This window comes from Planktotalea frisia (assembly GCF_001890925.1).
Taxonomy (GTDB): Bacteria; Pseudomonadota; Alphaproteobacteria; order Rhodobacterales; family Rhodobacteraceae; genus Planktotalea; species Planktotalea frisia.
Window position 1 is genome coordinate 35,519 of sequence record NZ_MLCB01000090.1, and the last position, 14,307, is coordinate 49,825.

Annotated in this window: 15 protein-coding genes and 2 pseudogenes; 14 read left to right on the forward strand and 3 right to left on the reverse strand. The window is 54.2% G+C overall.

What is annotated here, in order from left to right; translation table 11 throughout:
* Window positions 1-3 precede the first annotated feature (3 nt).
* Genes PFRI_RS21495 through PFRI_RS05265 form a run of 5 tightly spaced genes read left to right on the forward strand, consistent with a single transcriptional unit; the run spans window position 4 to window position 4,796 of the window.
* Complete coding sequence (locus PFRI_RS21495; RefSeq protein ID WP_211317774.1) at window positions 4-168, forward strand: hypothetical protein; 165 nt, start codon at window positions 4-6, stop codon at window positions 166-168.
* A complete protein-coding gene (boxA, locus tag PFRI_RS05250) occupies window positions 165-1,373 on the forward strand; it encodes a benzoyl-CoA 2,3-epoxidase subunit BoxA (protein WP_072629680.1) in 1,209 nt (402 codons plus the stop codon). The genes PFRI_RS21495 and boxA overlap by 4 nt, the downstream gene beginning before the upstream one ends.
* Window positions 1,373-1,816, forward strand: a complete 444-nt coding sequence (locus PFRI_RS05255; RefSeq protein WP_072629681.1) for an acyl-CoA thioesterase — start codon at window positions 1,373-1,375, stop codon at window positions 1,814-1,816. Before boxA ends, PFRI_RS05255 begins: the two co-directional genes overlap by 1 nt.
* Window positions 1,816-2,709: a helix-turn-helix transcriptional regulator gene (locus tag PFRI_RS05260; RefSeq protein WP_072629682.1), complete on the forward strand. Its 894-nt coding sequence runs from the start codon at window positions 1,816-1,818 to the stop codon at window positions 2,707-2,709. The genes PFRI_RS05255 and PFRI_RS05260 overlap by 1 nt, the downstream gene beginning before the upstream one ends.
* A 20-nt stretch (window positions 2,710-2,729) precedes the next feature.
* Complete coding sequence (locus tag PFRI_RS05265; RefSeq protein WP_072629683.1) at window positions 2,730-4,796, forward strand: 3-hydroxyacyl-CoA dehydrogenase NAD-binding domain-containing protein; 2,067 nt, start codon at window positions 2,730-2,732, stop codon at window positions 4,794-4,796.
* Between the two features lie 4 nt (window positions 4,797-4,800).
* Here the strand turns inward: PFRI_RS05265 and PFRI_RS05270 are convergent, their stop codons facing one another.
* Window positions 4,801-5,028, reverse strand: a complete 228-nt coding sequence (locus PFRI_RS05270; RefSeq protein WP_084649608.1) for a DUF6455 family protein — start codon at window positions 5,026-5,028, stop codon at window positions 4,801-4,803.
* A gap of 167 nt (window positions 5,029-5,195) precedes the next feature.
* Here PFRI_RS05270 and PFRI_RS05275 point away from each other — a divergent pair, with 167 nt between their 5' ends.
* Window positions 5,196-7,064, forward strand: coding sequence for an FAD-dependent monooxygenase (locus PFRI_RS05275; protein ID WP_072629684.1), 1,869 nt, complete (start codon window positions 5,196-5,198; stop codon window positions 7,062-7,064).
* Window positions 7,065-7,083: 19 nt separating this feature from the next.
* On the opposite strand, the gene paaZ is transcribed toward PFRI_RS05275, so the two are convergent.
* Complete coding sequence (gene paaZ, locus PFRI_RS05280) at window positions 7,084-9,120, reverse strand: phenylacetic acid degradation bifunctional protein PaaZ (RefSeq protein ID WP_072629685.1); 2,037 nt, start codon at window positions 9,118-9,120, stop codon at window positions 7,084-7,086.
* 104 nt (window positions 9,121-9,224) lie between these two features.
* Window positions 9,225-10,133: a LysR family transcriptional regulator gene (locus PFRI_RS05285; RefSeq protein WP_072629696.1), complete on the reverse strand. Its 909-nt coding sequence runs from the start codon at window positions 10,131-10,133 to the stop codon at window positions 9,225-9,227.
* Window positions 10,134-10,219: 86 nt separating this feature from the next.
* On the opposite strand from PFRI_RS05285, the pseudogene PFRI_RS05290 reads away from it, so the two are divergent.
* From PFRI_RS05290 to PFRI_RS21815, 8 genes and pseudogenes are all read left to right on the forward strand, one after another.
* Window positions 10,220-11,146: pseudogene (locus tag PFRI_RS05290) on the forward strand (4-hydroxybenzoate 3-monooxygenase).
* A gap of 15 nt (window positions 11,147-11,161) precedes the next feature.
* Entirely contained in the window at window positions 11,162-11,395 is a 234-nt protein-coding gene (locus PFRI_RS21940; protein ID WP_342742262.1) for a hypothetical protein, read from the forward strand.
* A 31-nt stretch (window positions 11,396-11,426) separates the two neighbouring features.
* Window positions 11,427-11,597: a hypothetical protein gene (locus PFRI_RS21290; RefSeq protein WP_170124848.1), complete on the forward strand. Its 171-nt coding sequence runs from the start codon at window positions 11,427-11,429 to the stop codon at window positions 11,595-11,597.
* 8 nt (window positions 11,598-11,605) lie between these two features.
* Window positions 11,606-12,256 (forward strand): annotated as a pseudogene (locus tag PFRI_RS21630) (type 2 periplasmic-binding domain-containing protein).
* A 24-nt stretch (window positions 12,257-12,280) separates the two neighbouring features.
* The gene (locus PFRI_RS21810) at window positions 12,281-12,403 is read left to right on the forward strand and encodes a hypothetical protein (protein ID WP_273509472.1); all 123 of its coding nucleotides are present in this window, start codon (window positions 12,281-12,283) and stop codon (window positions 12,401-12,403) included.
* A gap of 4 nt (window positions 12,404-12,407) precedes the next feature.
* Window positions 12,408-12,935: a TRAP transporter small permease gene (locus PFRI_RS05305; RefSeq protein ID WP_170124846.1), complete on the forward strand. Its 528-nt coding sequence runs from the start codon at window positions 12,408-12,410 to the stop codon at window positions 12,933-12,935.
* 110 nt (window positions 12,936-13,045) lie between these two features.
* The gene (locus tag PFRI_RS05310) at window positions 13,046-14,086 is read left to right on the forward strand and encodes a TRAP transporter large permease (RefSeq protein WP_249033949.1); all 1,041 of its coding nucleotides are present in this window, start codon (window positions 13,046-13,048) and stop codon (window positions 14,084-14,086) included.
* Complete coding sequence (locus PFRI_RS21815) at window positions 14,016-14,240, forward strand: TRAP transporter large permease subunit (RefSeq protein ID WP_249033948.1); 225 nt, start codon at window positions 14,016-14,018, stop codon at window positions 14,238-14,240. Before PFRI_RS05310 ends, PFRI_RS21815 begins: the two co-directional genes overlap by 71 nt.
* Window positions 14,241-14,307: the final 67 nt, after the last annotated feature.

Sequence of the window (14,307 nt, forward strand, 5' to 3'; positions counted from 1 at the left end):
CTCATGTTGATCGAACGTAATGCCCTGAGCAAAGACACCGCCCAAACCGCCGCAAAGCTGCGTGACAAGTGTTTGGGATGTCACGATTGTGCTGGCCCGTGTCGTATGTTGATGGAACTGAGCGTCTTGCCCGAAATCTTGCTCGGCTCATCGGAGCTACATTCGTGAACGCCCCTTTCAAGCAGCATGTAATCGACCCTGAAATCTGCATTCGTTGCTATACTTGCGAAATGACCTGTCCAGAACAAGCGATTGAGCACAACGATGACAACGTCGTGGTTGATGCGTCCAAGTGCAACTTCTGTATGGATTGCATTCCTGTGTGTCCCACTGGTTCAATTGATGAGTGGCGCGTTGTGGGCAGCAAGGACGAAGCGTATTCGCTTGAGGACCAGTACAGCTGGGAAGAATTACCTGAGCAGGGCGAAGTTGTCGTGTCGGAGACAAGCGCCAAAGGGGGTGCGCAAACGGATGAGATTGATCCTGTCGCTGTGCTTCTAGCTGAAGCACAGAAAGGCGCTGGCGGTAAGGCCAAAGCGCCTGCGACGGCTGCGAAGCCGACGATCAATCTCTATAATCTTGGCAACCCTGTTGAGGCTGTCGTGCAAGGCAATTACCGTATCACCAGTGAAAGCTCTGATGCGGACACGCGCCACATTATTTTAGAATTTCAGGGCAAACCGTTCCCTGTTTTAGAGGGTCAATCCGTCGGCATCATTGCACCCGGAACAGATGCACAAGGCAAAGCGCATCTGCCGCGCCTTTACTCAGTGTCCAGTCCGCGCGATGGCGAGCGTGCAGGGTATCACAACGTCTCGCTCACAGTGAAACGTGAAGAGGGTGGCGTGTGTTCGAACTATCTTTGTGACCTTGAGAAGGGTGCCAAGATTAATGTTACGGGCCCGTTTGGCGCGACTTTCTTGTTGCCCTCTGATCCCGATGCGCGCCTTTTGATGATCTGCACCGGCACAGGCGCGGCCCCGATGCGCGCGTTCACAATGGCGCGGCAACGCGCGGTGGGCGAAAAGTCTGGCGGCATGGTCATGTTCTTTGGTGCGCGCACACCTGATAGCTTGCCGTACTTTGGACCGCTTAACAAAGTGCCAAGCGATTTGTTGCAAAAGCATCTTGTGTATAGCCGCTTGCCCGATCAGCCCAAAGAATACGTTCAAGACCGCATGCTGGTGGAACAAGACCTTGTGGCAGAGATGCTGCAAGACCCAAGCACCTACATCTATATTTGTGGGATGAAAGAGATGGAAGACGGCGTCGAACGTGCTTTCACCAACATCGCTGAATCGATGGGTGAGCAATGGACGGCCCTGAGCGATGTGATGCGCGAAGATGGTCGTTTTCACGTGGAGACTTACTGATGGAACCACGTCCGACAGAAACTTTCGAACATATGGTACGCATAGGTTGGGGCGACTGTGATCCTGCGAAAATCGCGTATACTGGGCGCCTGCCGTGGTTCGCTTTGGAGGCGATCAACGCATGGTGGGAAGACAAGCTCGGCGGTGACGGTTGGTTCCAGATGGAGCTGGATCGCAATGTTGGCACGCCTTTCGTACGTCTTGAGATGGACTTTGCCTTTCCCGTCACGCCGCGCCACCGCCTGATCTGCCATGTTTGGCCTGTCAAGCTGGGCGAGACGTCGATCACCTTCCGCGTCGATGGTCTACAGGATGGCAAGCTGTGCTTTTCCACACGCACGGTCAGTGTTTTCATCGTGGCGGATCAGTTCAAAAAGCAATCCCCGCCCGAAGACATTCGCCGCGCAGTCGAAGCGCATATTCCTGCGGGTGATGCTGGTTAATGCTAAAAGAGGCGCAAAAGCCGAGCGAAAAAGCGTTAAGCTTGATCCAACTTGTTGGGACGCAAGTGCGTGCCGCGCGCACGGGTGTAGGTTTTTCGCGCCGCGAGTTAGCGGAGCGCTCTGGCGTGTCGATGCGCTATCTCGCGCAGCTTGAGGGCGGTGAGGGGAATATTTCGATTGGCTTGTTGCAACAGGTTGCCACTGCTTTGGAACTGCCGATTGAAGCGCTGATCACAGAGACAACCTCGCAGACCGCAGAATTGCGCCACGTCACAGCACTTTATCAAAAGGCGGACGTTGCGACGCGCGCGCGCGCGCTTCAGGTGCTGGATCCTACACGCGAACGTAAATCCAAGGCAGAGCGTATCTGTCTCATTGGGCTGCGAGGGGCTGGCAAATCCACCTTGGGCGCGCTCTTGGCTTCTGATTTAGGGGTGCCGTTTCTAGAGCTCAACACAGAGATCGAAGCGCGAATTGGTGTGCCAGTCAGAGAGATCATCGCTCTCTATGGCGAAGACGGTTATCGCCAGATCGAAGCCGAAACGCTCAACAAGATCATTGCAACGCATGAACGTTTGGTCTTGGCTGTCGCAGGTGGCATCGTCTCTTCGCCGCAAACATTTGATAATGTTCTGACAGATTTCCACACAATCTGGATCAAGGCGCAACCGTCCGAGCATATGGACCGTGTACGCGCACAAGGCGACTTGCGCCCCATGGCGGGTAACCCGCAAGCCATGGAACAATTGCGCCAGATCTTGAAAACACGCGAACGCCACTATGCCAAAGCAAGCTATCAATTGGATACCAGCGGGCAGAATATCCAAACGTCACGCGCGGAACTGAACGCTTTGTTGAAAGCGCACAACATCTCAAAATCACACAAGATTTAAGAAAAACAGGGGAACGCGCCATGAGCGTCACGAAACGCAACGAAGCCGATGTGGGCTATGTAGAAATCGATAACCCGCCTGTGAACGCGATTGGGCAATCGGTGCGTCAAGGTTTGCTCGATGCCGTGCGCTGGGCGGAAGAGTTGCATTTGACCCGTGTTATTCTAAGCGGAAAGGGACGCGCATTCGCGGCTGGTGCCGATGCGCGCGAGTTTGATAGTGCGCCGCTTGAACCGCATTTGCCTGACGTTCTGAACGCGATTGACGAGAGCTTCGTTCCCTGGATCGCCGCGATTGATGGGGTTGCCCTTGGGGGCGGCGCAGAAGTTGCGATGGCGTGCCGGATGCGGATCATGTCGCCCAAATCACAAATTGGGATGCCCGAAGTGACGCTTGGTGTGATCCCCGGCGCGGGTGGTACGCAACGCTTGCCGCGTTTGGTTGGCTTGGCAAAAGCGCTTGATATGATCAGCCTTGGGAAGCCTCTGAATGCTGCTGACGCGTTGGCGGCAAAACTGACCCACACGGTCGAGGATGATCCGGTGGAAGAGGCTTATATGGTCAACACCGAAGAGCTCGGATGCATTGTCCCGACATGGGAATTGCCCGCACCTGAGCATGACAAAGAACTACTCGCGAATGCACGCGCAACCATTGCGAAGAAAAGCCCGAACCAGATCGCGCCAAACCGTGCGATTGATGTGATCGAGGCTGGATTGTCGATCCCGTTCCATGACGCTTTGCCGATTGAACGCGCCGCCTTTCTAGAGTTGAAAATAGGTGATCAAGCACGTGCGCTGCGCCATATCTTCTTTGCTGAGCGCGCGGCTAAGATGCCGGAGACGATCAAAGCTGATCCTGTCGCTCTGGATCACATCGCTGTTGTTGGTGGTGGGACTATGGGGGCTGGCATTGCTTATGCTTTGCTGAATGCAGGGCTTCGTGCGACGATTTTGGAGACGGATGAAGACGGCGTCGCACGGGCGCTGACCAATGTTGAAAAGGTCATCGACGCCAGCTTGAAGCGAGGTTTGATCAGCGATGCGCGTGCGCAAGATCACCGTGCGCGGTTCAACGCGACGACAGATTATACGACTGTCGGCGACGCGATGCTTGCCATTGAGGCTGCCTTTGAAAGCATGGAGGTGAAAAAGGATGTCTTTGCCAAATTGGCGATGACACTGCCCAAAGAGGCGATCTTGGCGACCAATACCTCTTACCTTGATATCAACGAGCTTGCCGCAACTTTGCCGGATCCGTCTCGCGTGATTGGCCTGCACTTCTTTGCGCCTGCGCATATCATGAAACTGCTTGAGATTGTGCGCGGTGATAAAACCAGTGATGCGGCAATCGCTACAGGTTTCGCACTTGGCAAGGCGCTGCGCAAAATTCCGGTGCTTGCAGGTGTCTGTGACGGTTTTATCGGTAACCGCATTCTGGCGCGTTATCGTGAGGCGGCGGATACAGTCTTTATGGATGGCTCAAGCCCTTGGGAAGTAGACGAGGCGATGGAAGCGCTCGGCTACGCAATGGGCCCATATGAGGCGCAAGACCTATCCGGCCTTGATATCGCACATGCCAATCGGCGCCGTCAGGACGCGACGCGTGATCCTAACCGTCGCTATATTCCGATTGCGGACCGTATGGTCGAGTTGGGCAAGCTGGGTAGAAAAACAGGCGCGGGTTGGTATCGTTATCCGGGTGGCAATGGCAAAGTCGATGATCCAATTGTCGCCGACCTTGCGATCGAGGAATCTCACTTGGCAAAGCGTGAGCGCACCGACTATTCGGGCGAGCAAATAACAGAGCGCCTCGTGCTTGCGATGATCAACGAAGCGGCTGACATCCTCGATGAAGGTATCGCGCACAACGCGCGCGACATCGATCTGGTAACGGTGTTCGGCTATGGTTTCCCACGTTGGCGCGGCGGTTTGATGCACTATGCGGATACGCTTGGCGCTAAGGCGATTGTCGCGCGTTTACGCGAGTTGAGCCAAGAAGATGCCGTCGCTTGGAAAGTCTCGCCCCTTCTTGAGCGTTGCGCAGAGACTGGTATCAAACTTGCGGACGCTGCCCCGAGTAAGTGATCGGCTACCAATTCCGGCAATAGTCCGGTGCCGCATCTAGCTGCGTATGCGTTGCCTGAAGTGATTTGCAAGCATCATGATGCTTGCAGGTCGCGCACTTCAGAACAGCTGAGCGGAGCGCGATTGCGTCTACTTCTGGGTTTGCCGAGACAGTGCGTCCCGTTTCAATGCCGAGACGCTCAGCCATGCCAAGCGTCAGGCCAAAGCTCTCATCAATTTTCTTCATGAACATTGCGTGTCTCCCGTTGCAAAGGTCTTCTTTGTTTAACGCATTCAAAAACGCGGGCTTTGATGTAAATCAACTCAGCGATGAAAAATAAGGTGCATACTTACTATATTGACAGAGCTTGATGACTTCCGCATATTAGTGTGCATACTTATCAGTAAAGGAGCATCTTTATGCAGTACCACTTGAACGGGTTTTGCGCTGGTGATCCTTCGATAAGTAAATCGCTTTCAGATAGGCAGATGGCGTCTCAAAATGTGGATGTCTTGATCGTTGGCTGCGGGCCTGCGGGTCTTACTCTTGCGGCGCAACTATCGGCGTTTGCAGAAATTAAAACGATGATCACTGATCGCAAAGCTGGTCCGCTCGAGGTTGGGCAAGCTGATGGAATTGCATGCCGCTCGGTTGAAATGTTCGAGGCGTTTGGCTTTTCCGAAAAGGTTTTGAAAGAAGCTTACTGGGTCAATGAAGTCGCCTTTTGGCGGCCCGATGACACGGGTGCAGGGCTTGCGCGCGCTGATCGTATCCAAGATGTTGAAGATGATCTCTCAGAGATGCCGCACGTCATTTTGAACCAAGCGCGCGTGCATGACTTTTATCTGGAAATCATGCGTAATTCTGCGCGGCGCTTGGAGCCTGACTATGGGCATGATCTTGTTGATGTGACGCGCACGGATGATCTGGATTACCCAATAACCGCAAGCTTCACATGTGGTGAGGACGGCGTTCAGAAAACGGTCCGCGCAAAATACATTGTTGGGTGCGATGGTGCGCGTAGCACAGTGCGGCGCGCGATGGGGCACGCCCTTAAAGGCGAGGCAGCGCGTCAGCTTTGGGGGGTGATGGATGTGCTCGCAGTGACGGATTTCCCTGACATCCGTTTGAAAGCGGCGATCCAGTCTGCTGAACATGGTAGCATCCTGATTATCCCACGCGAAGGCGGCTACATGGTTCGAATGTATATCGAACTGGATGCATTGCACGGCGATGAGCGCGCGGCTGATCGGAATGTGACCTCGAACATGCTGGTTGAAAAAGCGCAAAAAATCCTGGCGCCTTATTCACTCGATGTGAAAGAGGTGGCGTGGTGGTCCGCTTATGAGATCGGTCAGCGCGTTTGTGACGCGTTTGATGATGTGGCGCCCGACGCACGTGGCACCAAACAGCCCCGGCTGTTTATTGCGGGTGACGCGTGCCACACGCATAGCCCAAAGGCGGGGCAGGGCATGAATGTGTCTATGGCTGATACGTTTAACTTGGGCTGGAAATTAGCGGCTGTTTTGCGAGGGCATGCGGGGCCTCAGTTGCTGGATACATATTCAGACGAACGGCAGGCCAAAGCGAAGGAGCTTATTGATTTCGACAAAGACATGGCGCGTTTGTTTAGTGCGAAACCCAAAACACCTGAAGAGGCGGCACGCTTCCAGCAATACTTCAAAAAGCATGGTCGCTACACTGCCGGAGTGGAGACGCGGTATAGCGCTTCTATGCTGACAGGCTCCGGCGCGCATCAGACTTTGGCGACGGGTTATCAAACAGGGATGCGGTTTCATTCTGCGCCTGTGGTCCGGCTTGGCGACGCGAAGGCGATGCAACTTGGGCACGCGTTAAAGGCGGATGGTCGTTGGCGTTTGATGGCCTTTGCCGCTGCGCGAGACGTGGGGCAACAGGGCGGTTATATCGCGAAGATGTGCTCTGCGTTGTCGCTAAACTTATTTCCTATGTATACTCCAAAGGACGCTGACATCGACAGTGTGTTTGACCTGCGCGCCGTCTTTCAAACGCCGCATCGCGAGATGGATATTGGTGGGCTGCCTGATCTGCTTTTGCCGCGAAAAGGGGTGTATGGCTTGATCGATTATGAAAAAGCCTTTTGCCCTGATACGACGCACGGTCAAGATATTTTCGATCTTCGCGGTATTGACCGTGCGCATGGCGCTTTGCTGATCGTGCGCCCAGATCAATACGTCGCACAAGTTTTGCCGCTCGACGCGGTGAGCGAGGTTGAGACGTTCTTTGCTGGCTTTATGAAAGCCGCGTGATTTCGCGGCTTTGCTTGTCCTAGGACGTATACGCGTTCATCGTCAAAAGCTCGTACTCCGCGACCTTTTCATCATCTTGGTTCGTCAAAGTCACATGCCAACGCACTTCTCCGTAGTCTTCGTTACGGGGGGTTTTGTGCTTCACGCTTAGGCGCACTTTGATGCTGTCACCCGCCTCAACAGGTTTCATGAAACGCAGATTGTCGAGGCCTGTGTTGGCAAGAACGGGTCCCTCATTCGGCTCCACAAATAGTCCAGCCGCAAAGCTTAGCAGCAAATACCCATGCGCCACGCGCCCTGGAAAGAACGGGTTACGTTTGGCCGCGGCGTCATCCATGTGGGCGTAAAACGTATCCCCCGTAAACTCAGCAAAGTGTTCGATATCCGCCAGCGTGATCTCGCGCGGCGCAGTGTGGATTGTCTCGCCGATCGTTAACTCATGGAACGTACGCGTGAAGGGATGTGCAGGTGCGGGTGTTTCTTTGGCACCGGGCACCCATTTGCTGCTGATTGCGGAGAGGATTTCAGGGCTGCCTTGGATCGCGGTGCGCTGCATATAGTGCATCACGCCACGCACGCCGCCCATTTCTTCACCACCACCTGCACGACCCGGTCCGCCATGCACAAGATGAGGCAGCGGCGCGCCATGGCCTGTAGATTCCTTCATGCTGTCGCGATTGTTGAAGTAAAGCCGACCATGAAACGCAGCAGCCCCCAGCACCGCTTCGCGAGCGACGTCTGGATCATGGGTGATCACCGACGCGACAAGCGAGCCTTGGCCGCGGTTAACCAATCTTATGGCGTGTTCCAGATCGCTGTAGCCCATAATCGTTGAGACAGGGCCGAAGGCTTCTGTGTCATGGATGCGCTCTGCCGTGTCAGGCGATGCGCAATGATAAAGCATCGGTGGCAGGAACGCGCCTTTGTTCGCATCCGCATTGTTGAGCGCAAAATTTTCAGGATCGCCGTAGACACGCTCGGCTTCTGTGCCAATAATATTCGCTTTTTCCAGAACGTCATGCTTTTGGCTGTTGGACACCAGCGCCCCCATGCGGGTCCCCTTGGCCTGTGGATCACCAATGACCGTTTTGGCAAGGCGCGCGCTGAGCGCTTCGATGACCGCTTCAACTTGGGTCTGAGGGGCGAAGATACGGCGGACGGCCGTACATTTCTGCCCGGCTTTTGCAGTCATCTCTCGTTGCACTTCTTTGATGAAAAGATCGAACTCAGGGGTGCCTACCACCGCATCTGGCCCAAGTATGGAGGCGTTAAGGCTGTCTTGTTCAGCCACAAAGCGGATCGAGTTTTTCAGGATATGTGGCGCAGAACGCAGCTTAAAGGCTGTCTGAGCAGAGCCTGTAAAGCTTACCACATCCTGACAGTCCAAACGATCCAGCATGTCACCCAAACCACCGGACACAAGTTGGAGTGCGCCCTCTGGTAAAAGGCCACTTTCCAGCATTATGCGCACAGCGAGTTCGGTGACGTAGCATGTCGCTGTCGCGGGTTTCACTATGGCAGGAACCCCCGCAAGCAAAGTCGGTGCGAGTTTTTCCAGCATGCCCCAAACAGGAAAGTTGAACGCGTTGATATGGACTGCGACGCCTTGCAAAGAGGTTGCGATGTGCTGGCCTAAGAACGTGCCGTTCTTGGAGAGTTGCTCGACTTCACCATCGAGGTAAATGTTCGAATCCGGCATCTCGCGGCGCCCTTTGGAGGCGAAGACAAACATCGTGCCAATGCCGCCATCAATATCGATTTGATGATCCGAGAACGTGCCACCGGTTGCATACGACAGATCATAAAGCGCTTGCTTTTGAGAGTTTAGATGGGTGGCGAGCGCTTTGATGAGCCGCGCACGGTCATGAAACGTCATCTTGCGCAGGTTGGGACCGCCGACGTTTCGCGCATGATCGAGCATCGTTTGCACATCAAGGGAGCCATTGCCTGCACGACCCAAAGTATCACCCGTTACAGCGTTCTCAAAGTTGCGCGCGCTTTCATCGGGGCTGATCCATTGACCAGCTGCGTAGCTTTTAACGTCGATAAGACCCATCTCATTTCTCCCCATGAAAGACGTGCTACATTAACGAAGCAATGCGTTGAATATGCAAGGCATTTCGTGATCTTTGCTGTGCCAGCGATCATCGGAGCAACGGCTCAGTTTTGTAGCTTAAGAGCGCGCGCAGATTGTCTGATTCTATCGTGAAGCCAGCGGTGTGCAGGATCTGTACTGTCGCGTCTGTGCCAAACCAGAAACACCGACACTGGATCTGTGGAAAAGGGCAAAGGGGCGTGATCAAGTTCTTTGAGCGGGCCTAACCCCGTATGATTAAGGGCGGTCGCGAGTAAAGTGCTGCCTTTGATGAATGGGACGAGCGAGCCGAAGTTCGTGACCGTCAACACAGGTGGTTTGATTGGCGCGCTGTCAACATGCGCAACCAACTCAGAGGATGCGCGCCCGTCAGCAAAGCGCACGGCAATATGGCGATCTGTGCGGTAAGCATCCCAATTTCGCGGCGGATCGCGCTGTGTCGCATCATAGTAGCAGTGCATTTCCCCCTCAAACAGTTTGCTCTGAATGATGTCGGGTCCATCCGGCGGCATCGGCGTCACGATCAAATCGCAGCGCGCGTCGTTGAGCAACTTGGTGCTGGGCAGGCCCGACGGGATGAAACTCAGGCGCAGATCAATTTGCTCTTGTGCTGCGTCTAACATCAGGCGCGGGAACAACAGGTCTCGCGTCGCGTCATTGGCGGCGATGACGAATTCCAATGGGGCGTCGCGCGGGTCAAAGGGGCGCGCATCAGAGAGCTGTTTGATGCTATCAAGGATGGCCGTGACGGGATCACGCAAACTGCGCGCGCGCTCTGTGGGCACAATCCCTTTGCCAGAACGCACGAAGAGAGGATCGCCAAAAATCAGACGCAATTTTTTCAAAGCATGGCTGACAGTGGACTGTGTGAGGCCCAAACGATCCGCAGCACGGGTGACGTTTGTCTCCTGAAGAACTGTCAGCAAGATGTGCAGAAGGTGCCAGTCGAGGTCTTTGTGATCGAAATTTCCCATACCAATCATCGATACGCATCGATAGCGAACATGTCGATTCAGTGCTACGTCCTCTGACCTGTCCTCCCAGATAGAGAAAGCAACAGGTGAAAACACAGGTTTGCGTCATTGGCGGTGGTCCTGCGGGACTTATGCTGAGCCACATGCTTCATCAAAACGGTATCGATACCGTGGTGCTTGAACGCCAATCCAAGGACAAGGACTATGTGTTGAGCCGCATCCGTGCAGGTGTGCTTGAGCATGACGCGGCACAGTTGTTGCGTGATTACGGCTTGGGCGCGCGCATGGATAAGATGGGCAAGGTCAAAGACGGCACGCAAATTCTTTGGCGAGACAAAGAGAGCCACTTAATCGATGTGAAGAAGTGGACTGGCAAGCATATGGTGGCGTGGGGGCAAACCTATATCACCGAAGACCTTTACGCTGCGCGTGAACGTGATGGCGGTGCGGTGATATGCGAGGCAAAGAATGTTGCCCTGCATGAGGTAGATAGCGAAGCGCCCTTTGTTACCTACCAAAAAGACGGGCGAACCGAACGGATCGATGCGCGTTATATCGCGGGCTGTGACGGGTATCACGGTCCTTCGCGTCAAGCGATCCCACAGCATTTAAGGCGTTCCTACGAGCGGGTTTATCCCTTTGGCTGGCTTGGAATAATGGTGGAAAAGCCACCGCTCGAGAATTTCATTTACGCCTATCACTCTGATGGCATGGCGATGGCGGCGCAGCGTAATCCGCAGCTTAGCCGGTATTATGCGCAAGCCCCGGTGAGCGACAAAATCGAGGACTGGTCTGATGATCGCTTTTAGGAAACCTTGTTGCGCCGTTTCCCGCAAGATGTGGCCAGTCAGATCCAAACGGGGCCATCGATTGAGAAATCCATCGCGCCGTTGCAATCGCTTGTGTCTGAGCCTTGGCGCTATGGCAGACTTTTCCTTGCAGGGGACGCTGCGCATATTTTGCCGCCTACGGGTGCAAAAGTTTTAAATCTGGCGTTTTCTGATGGCTATTAACTTTCACGCTCGTTTGTGAGCGCGCTGAAGAACGGCAATGTGACCCATTTAGAGAGCTACAGTGACACTGCGCTCAAGCGGATTTGGGCGTCAGAGAACATCTCTTGGCGGTTAACAAAACTGCTACATGTCTTCCCCTGCAAAGACGCGTTTGATCAGAAATTACGCGAAAACGACTATGATATCTTGCTCACTTCAGAGCCCGCACAGCATGCGCTGGCCCGTGAATATGTAGGTTTTCCGTGCTAAACAGAACAATAACTTTTGGGAGGAAATGAAAATGAAAAAACTACTGGAAACAATGGCCTTGATAGGTGCGATTGGCGCGGATTCAATGGCGAGCGCACAGAACCTGAGCCTTGCTTATTTCATGGGGCCAAAGCATCCGATGAACGCAGGTGTGTTCACCCCGTTTGCTGAGAAACTGGCTGAAATCTCTGGCGGGGGATAAGCGTTCAAATGTTACCAGGTGGTGCGCTTAACGCTGTTCCGCCAAAGCAGTATGCGATTTTGCTGGATGGCGTTTCCCATATCGTGTTCGCGCTTCCGGGCTATACGGGTGATGTTTTCCCAAAGACGCAAGTGGTTGGCATGCCTGACGTTTGTGCAAGTGCGACGGCCTGCACCGAAGCGCTTTTGAACGCACTCGCTGAGCTAGAGAGCGAATACAACGCAAAGATCCTCGCGATTTGGGCTAATGCGCCTCCCGTCTTGCTGACGCGTGACAAGCCTGTGCGCAGCATGGAAGATCTTGCCTGCATGACCCTGTGCGTCACCAGCAAAGGCGATATTCCTTTCGCGGAAGCCTTGGGTGCATCCGCGGTTGTGTAGCCGGTGAATGTGATCAACCTCACAAACGGGGTGATTGACGGGATCGTAATTGACCCTTCTGCGATCCGCTCGTTCAAGCTTAACGAGCCCGCGAAATATGTCACCACGTGGTTCCCGGGTTCTGGGTCTGCGTTTGTTTTATTGATGAACAATGACACCTACAATGGTCTGTCCGAAGAAAAGCGCGCGTGGATTGATGCGGTGGCAAGTGATGAACTGTCGCGCGGTGGCGGCGCGACTTATGATAAAGTTGCGGGTGCAGGACTTAAGCTCGCGTAAGAGTCCGGCCTTGAGGTTATTAATTTGGACGACGCAGAAAAAGCGCGTTGGAATGACACGATTGCGCCAGCCCTTGCCACAGCTTTGGAGCAGCCAGCAGGTTATAAAACTGTCGGCGAAATCAAAGCGTTGATGCTGGGCGAGTAATGTGGTGCGCCACACACCAAACGTCATCAAGCGCTGCGATGTCATTGTCGCGCGCTTGGCAACCGGGCTCGCTATTGTTGGCGGGCTCGGAATCGTCGCCTTGATTTGCACGATCGCAGTGTCGGTGTTTTGGCGTTACGTTTTGAATGATCCGATCTTCGGGATCAATGATGTCGCGACGCTCACGCTGATCCTTGTTGCAGGTGCGTCTGTTGCTTACGGCGCTCGCAACGGGGCACATGTGAGCATTGATGTGATCAGCCAGCTTATGGGCCCAAAGATGAGCCGGATCGCTGATGTGGTCATGCTATTGGCGACGTTCAGCATTATCAGCCTCGCGTGTTACGCGCTGTTCGTTAAAGCTTGCGGGTTTAAGAAAGCCTGCGTGACTTCCGATCTCAACATCGAGCACCGCTACTTTTATTATTACTTGGGCGTGTGCCTTGGCGTTTACGCACTCGAGGTCGGCTTGAGTTTACTCAAAAGCATCTGGGGCGACAGCGGCGCAAGCCCAATGGCAAAGGCACACTGATGGATCCGACAACAATCGCAGCGCTGGGCTTTGGTGGCCTGTTTGTGCTTCTTGCAATTCGTATGCCCGTTGGTGCTGCGATGATGCTGATTGGCACGCTCGGCATCTAGATGATCCGCCCGCAAGCGGCACTGCCAAAGCTCGTTGGCGAAATTTTTGCAGAGGCGTCAAACTACCCTTTGATGATCATTCCTTTGTTTGTTTTGATGGGTAATCTTGCAGGCGTTTCTGGGATGAGCCGCGATCTCTATGATGCGGCCAACGCGCGGCTAGGGCACCGCAAAGGCGGGCTTGCGTCCGCCACAGTGGTGGGATGCGCAGGCTTTTCAGCATTGTCTGGGTCTTCGCTCGCTGCGGCGTTGACGATGGGGCGCGTCGCGCTGCCGCAAATGCAGCGCTATGGCTATGAAAACGGTCTTGCCACGGGCGCGATTGCGGCAGGTGGGACGCTCGGTATCTTGATTCCGCCCTCTGCAGGGTTTGTGATTTACGGCATCCTGACAGAACAAAGTATCGGCCAGTTGTTCATGGCAAGTGTCCTGCCGGGGCTGTTGCTGACTTGTCTGTTTATCGTTGCGATCTGGATTGTCGTGACGCGTGATCCTAGCAAAGCACCCACAAATCTTGATCCCGTGCCGCTGCCTGAGCGCCTGCGTGCGCTGGGCCGCGCGACTTGGATCACTGGCATCATCGTGCTCACAATTGGCGGTATCTATTCGGGTGTTTTCTCCGCCATCGAAGCCGCAGGCATCGGCGCTTTGCTGGCGCTTTTGGTGACTATATTTCGCGGTGCACTAACGCGTGAAAACATTGAAGACGTGGTGTCGAGCACTCTGAAATCGAGCGGAACAGTCTTTATGATCCTCTTTGGTGCGTTTGTGTTCAAAACCTTCGTAGGCTTTACAGGCATCACTTACGCGCTCTCGCTTTGGGTTGCGGACATCGGACTAACGGGTAGTCAAATCGTTGTCGCCTTTTTACTGCTATTCATCATTCTTGGCATGTTCATGGACGGCTTTGCGATCCTTGTTCTGACCAGTTCCACTGGTGCAGCCTATCTTGGAACCGCTTGGCGTCGATATGATATGGTTTGGCGTTTTGATGGTGATCGCGCTGGAAATGGGGCTGAATTCACCACCCGTCGGCATTAACGTTTTCGTTGTCAAAGGCATCGCGGAAGGTGTTCCACTTAACACAATTTTCCGAGGTATCTGGCCGTTTTGGTTCGCTATGCTGGCGGCACTGTGCTTTGTCTTTTTGTTGCCGGATATCGCGCTTTTGCTGCCCACAACGATGTTCCGCTAGCGTCCAAGGTCTTGTGTGGATGGCTCCCTTTTTGCAAGTCCTTTTTCGCGCATGGTATTTCGTCAGA

Excerpts from the sequence above, each read along its gene's own strand:
- PFRI_RS21495 (WP_211317774.1), top strand. The coding sequence starts at position 4 with ATGTTGATCGAACGTAATGCCCTGAGCAAAGACACCGCCCAAACCGCC.
- PFRI_RS05255 (WP_072629681.1), top strand. The coding sequence starts at position 1,373 with ATGGAACCACGTCCGACAGAAACTTTCGAACATATGGTACGCATAGGT.
- PFRI_RS05260 (WP_072629682.1), top strand. The coding sequence starts at position 1,816 with ATGCTAAAAGAGGCGCAAAAGCCGAGCGAAAAAGCGTTAAGCTTGATC.
- PFRI_RS05265 (WP_072629683.1), top strand. The coding sequence starts at position 2,730 with ATGAGCGTCACGAAACGCAACGAAGCCGATGTGGGCTATGTAGAAATC.
- PFRI_RS05270 (WP_084649608.1), bottom strand. The coding sequence starts at position 5,028 with ATGTTCATGAAGAAAATTGATGAGAGCTTTGGCCTGACGCTTGGCATG.
- PFRI_RS05275 (WP_072629684.1), top strand. The coding sequence starts at position 5,196 with ATGCAGTACCACTTGAACGGGTTTTGCGCTGGTGATCCTTCGATAAGT.
- paaZ (WP_072629685.1), bottom strand. The coding sequence starts at position 9,120 with ATGGGTCTTATCGACGTTAAAAGCTACGCAGCTGGTCAATGGATCAGC.
- PFRI_RS05285 (WP_072629696.1), bottom strand. The coding sequence starts at position 10,133 with ATGGGAAATTTCGATCACAAAGACCTCGACTGGCACCTTCTGCACATC.
- PFRI_RS21290 (WP_170124848.1), top strand. The coding sequence starts at position 11,427 with ATGAAAAAACTACTGGAAACAATGGCCTTGATAGGTGCGATTGGCGCG.
- PFRI_RS05310 (WP_249033949.1), top strand. The coding sequence starts at position 13,046 with ATGATCCGCCCGCAAGCGGCACTGCCAAAGCTCGTTGGCGAAATTTTT.
- PFRI_RS21815 (WP_249033948.1), top strand. The coding sequence starts at position 14,016 with ATGATATGGTTTGGCGTTTTGATGGTGATCGCGCTGGAAATGGGGCTG.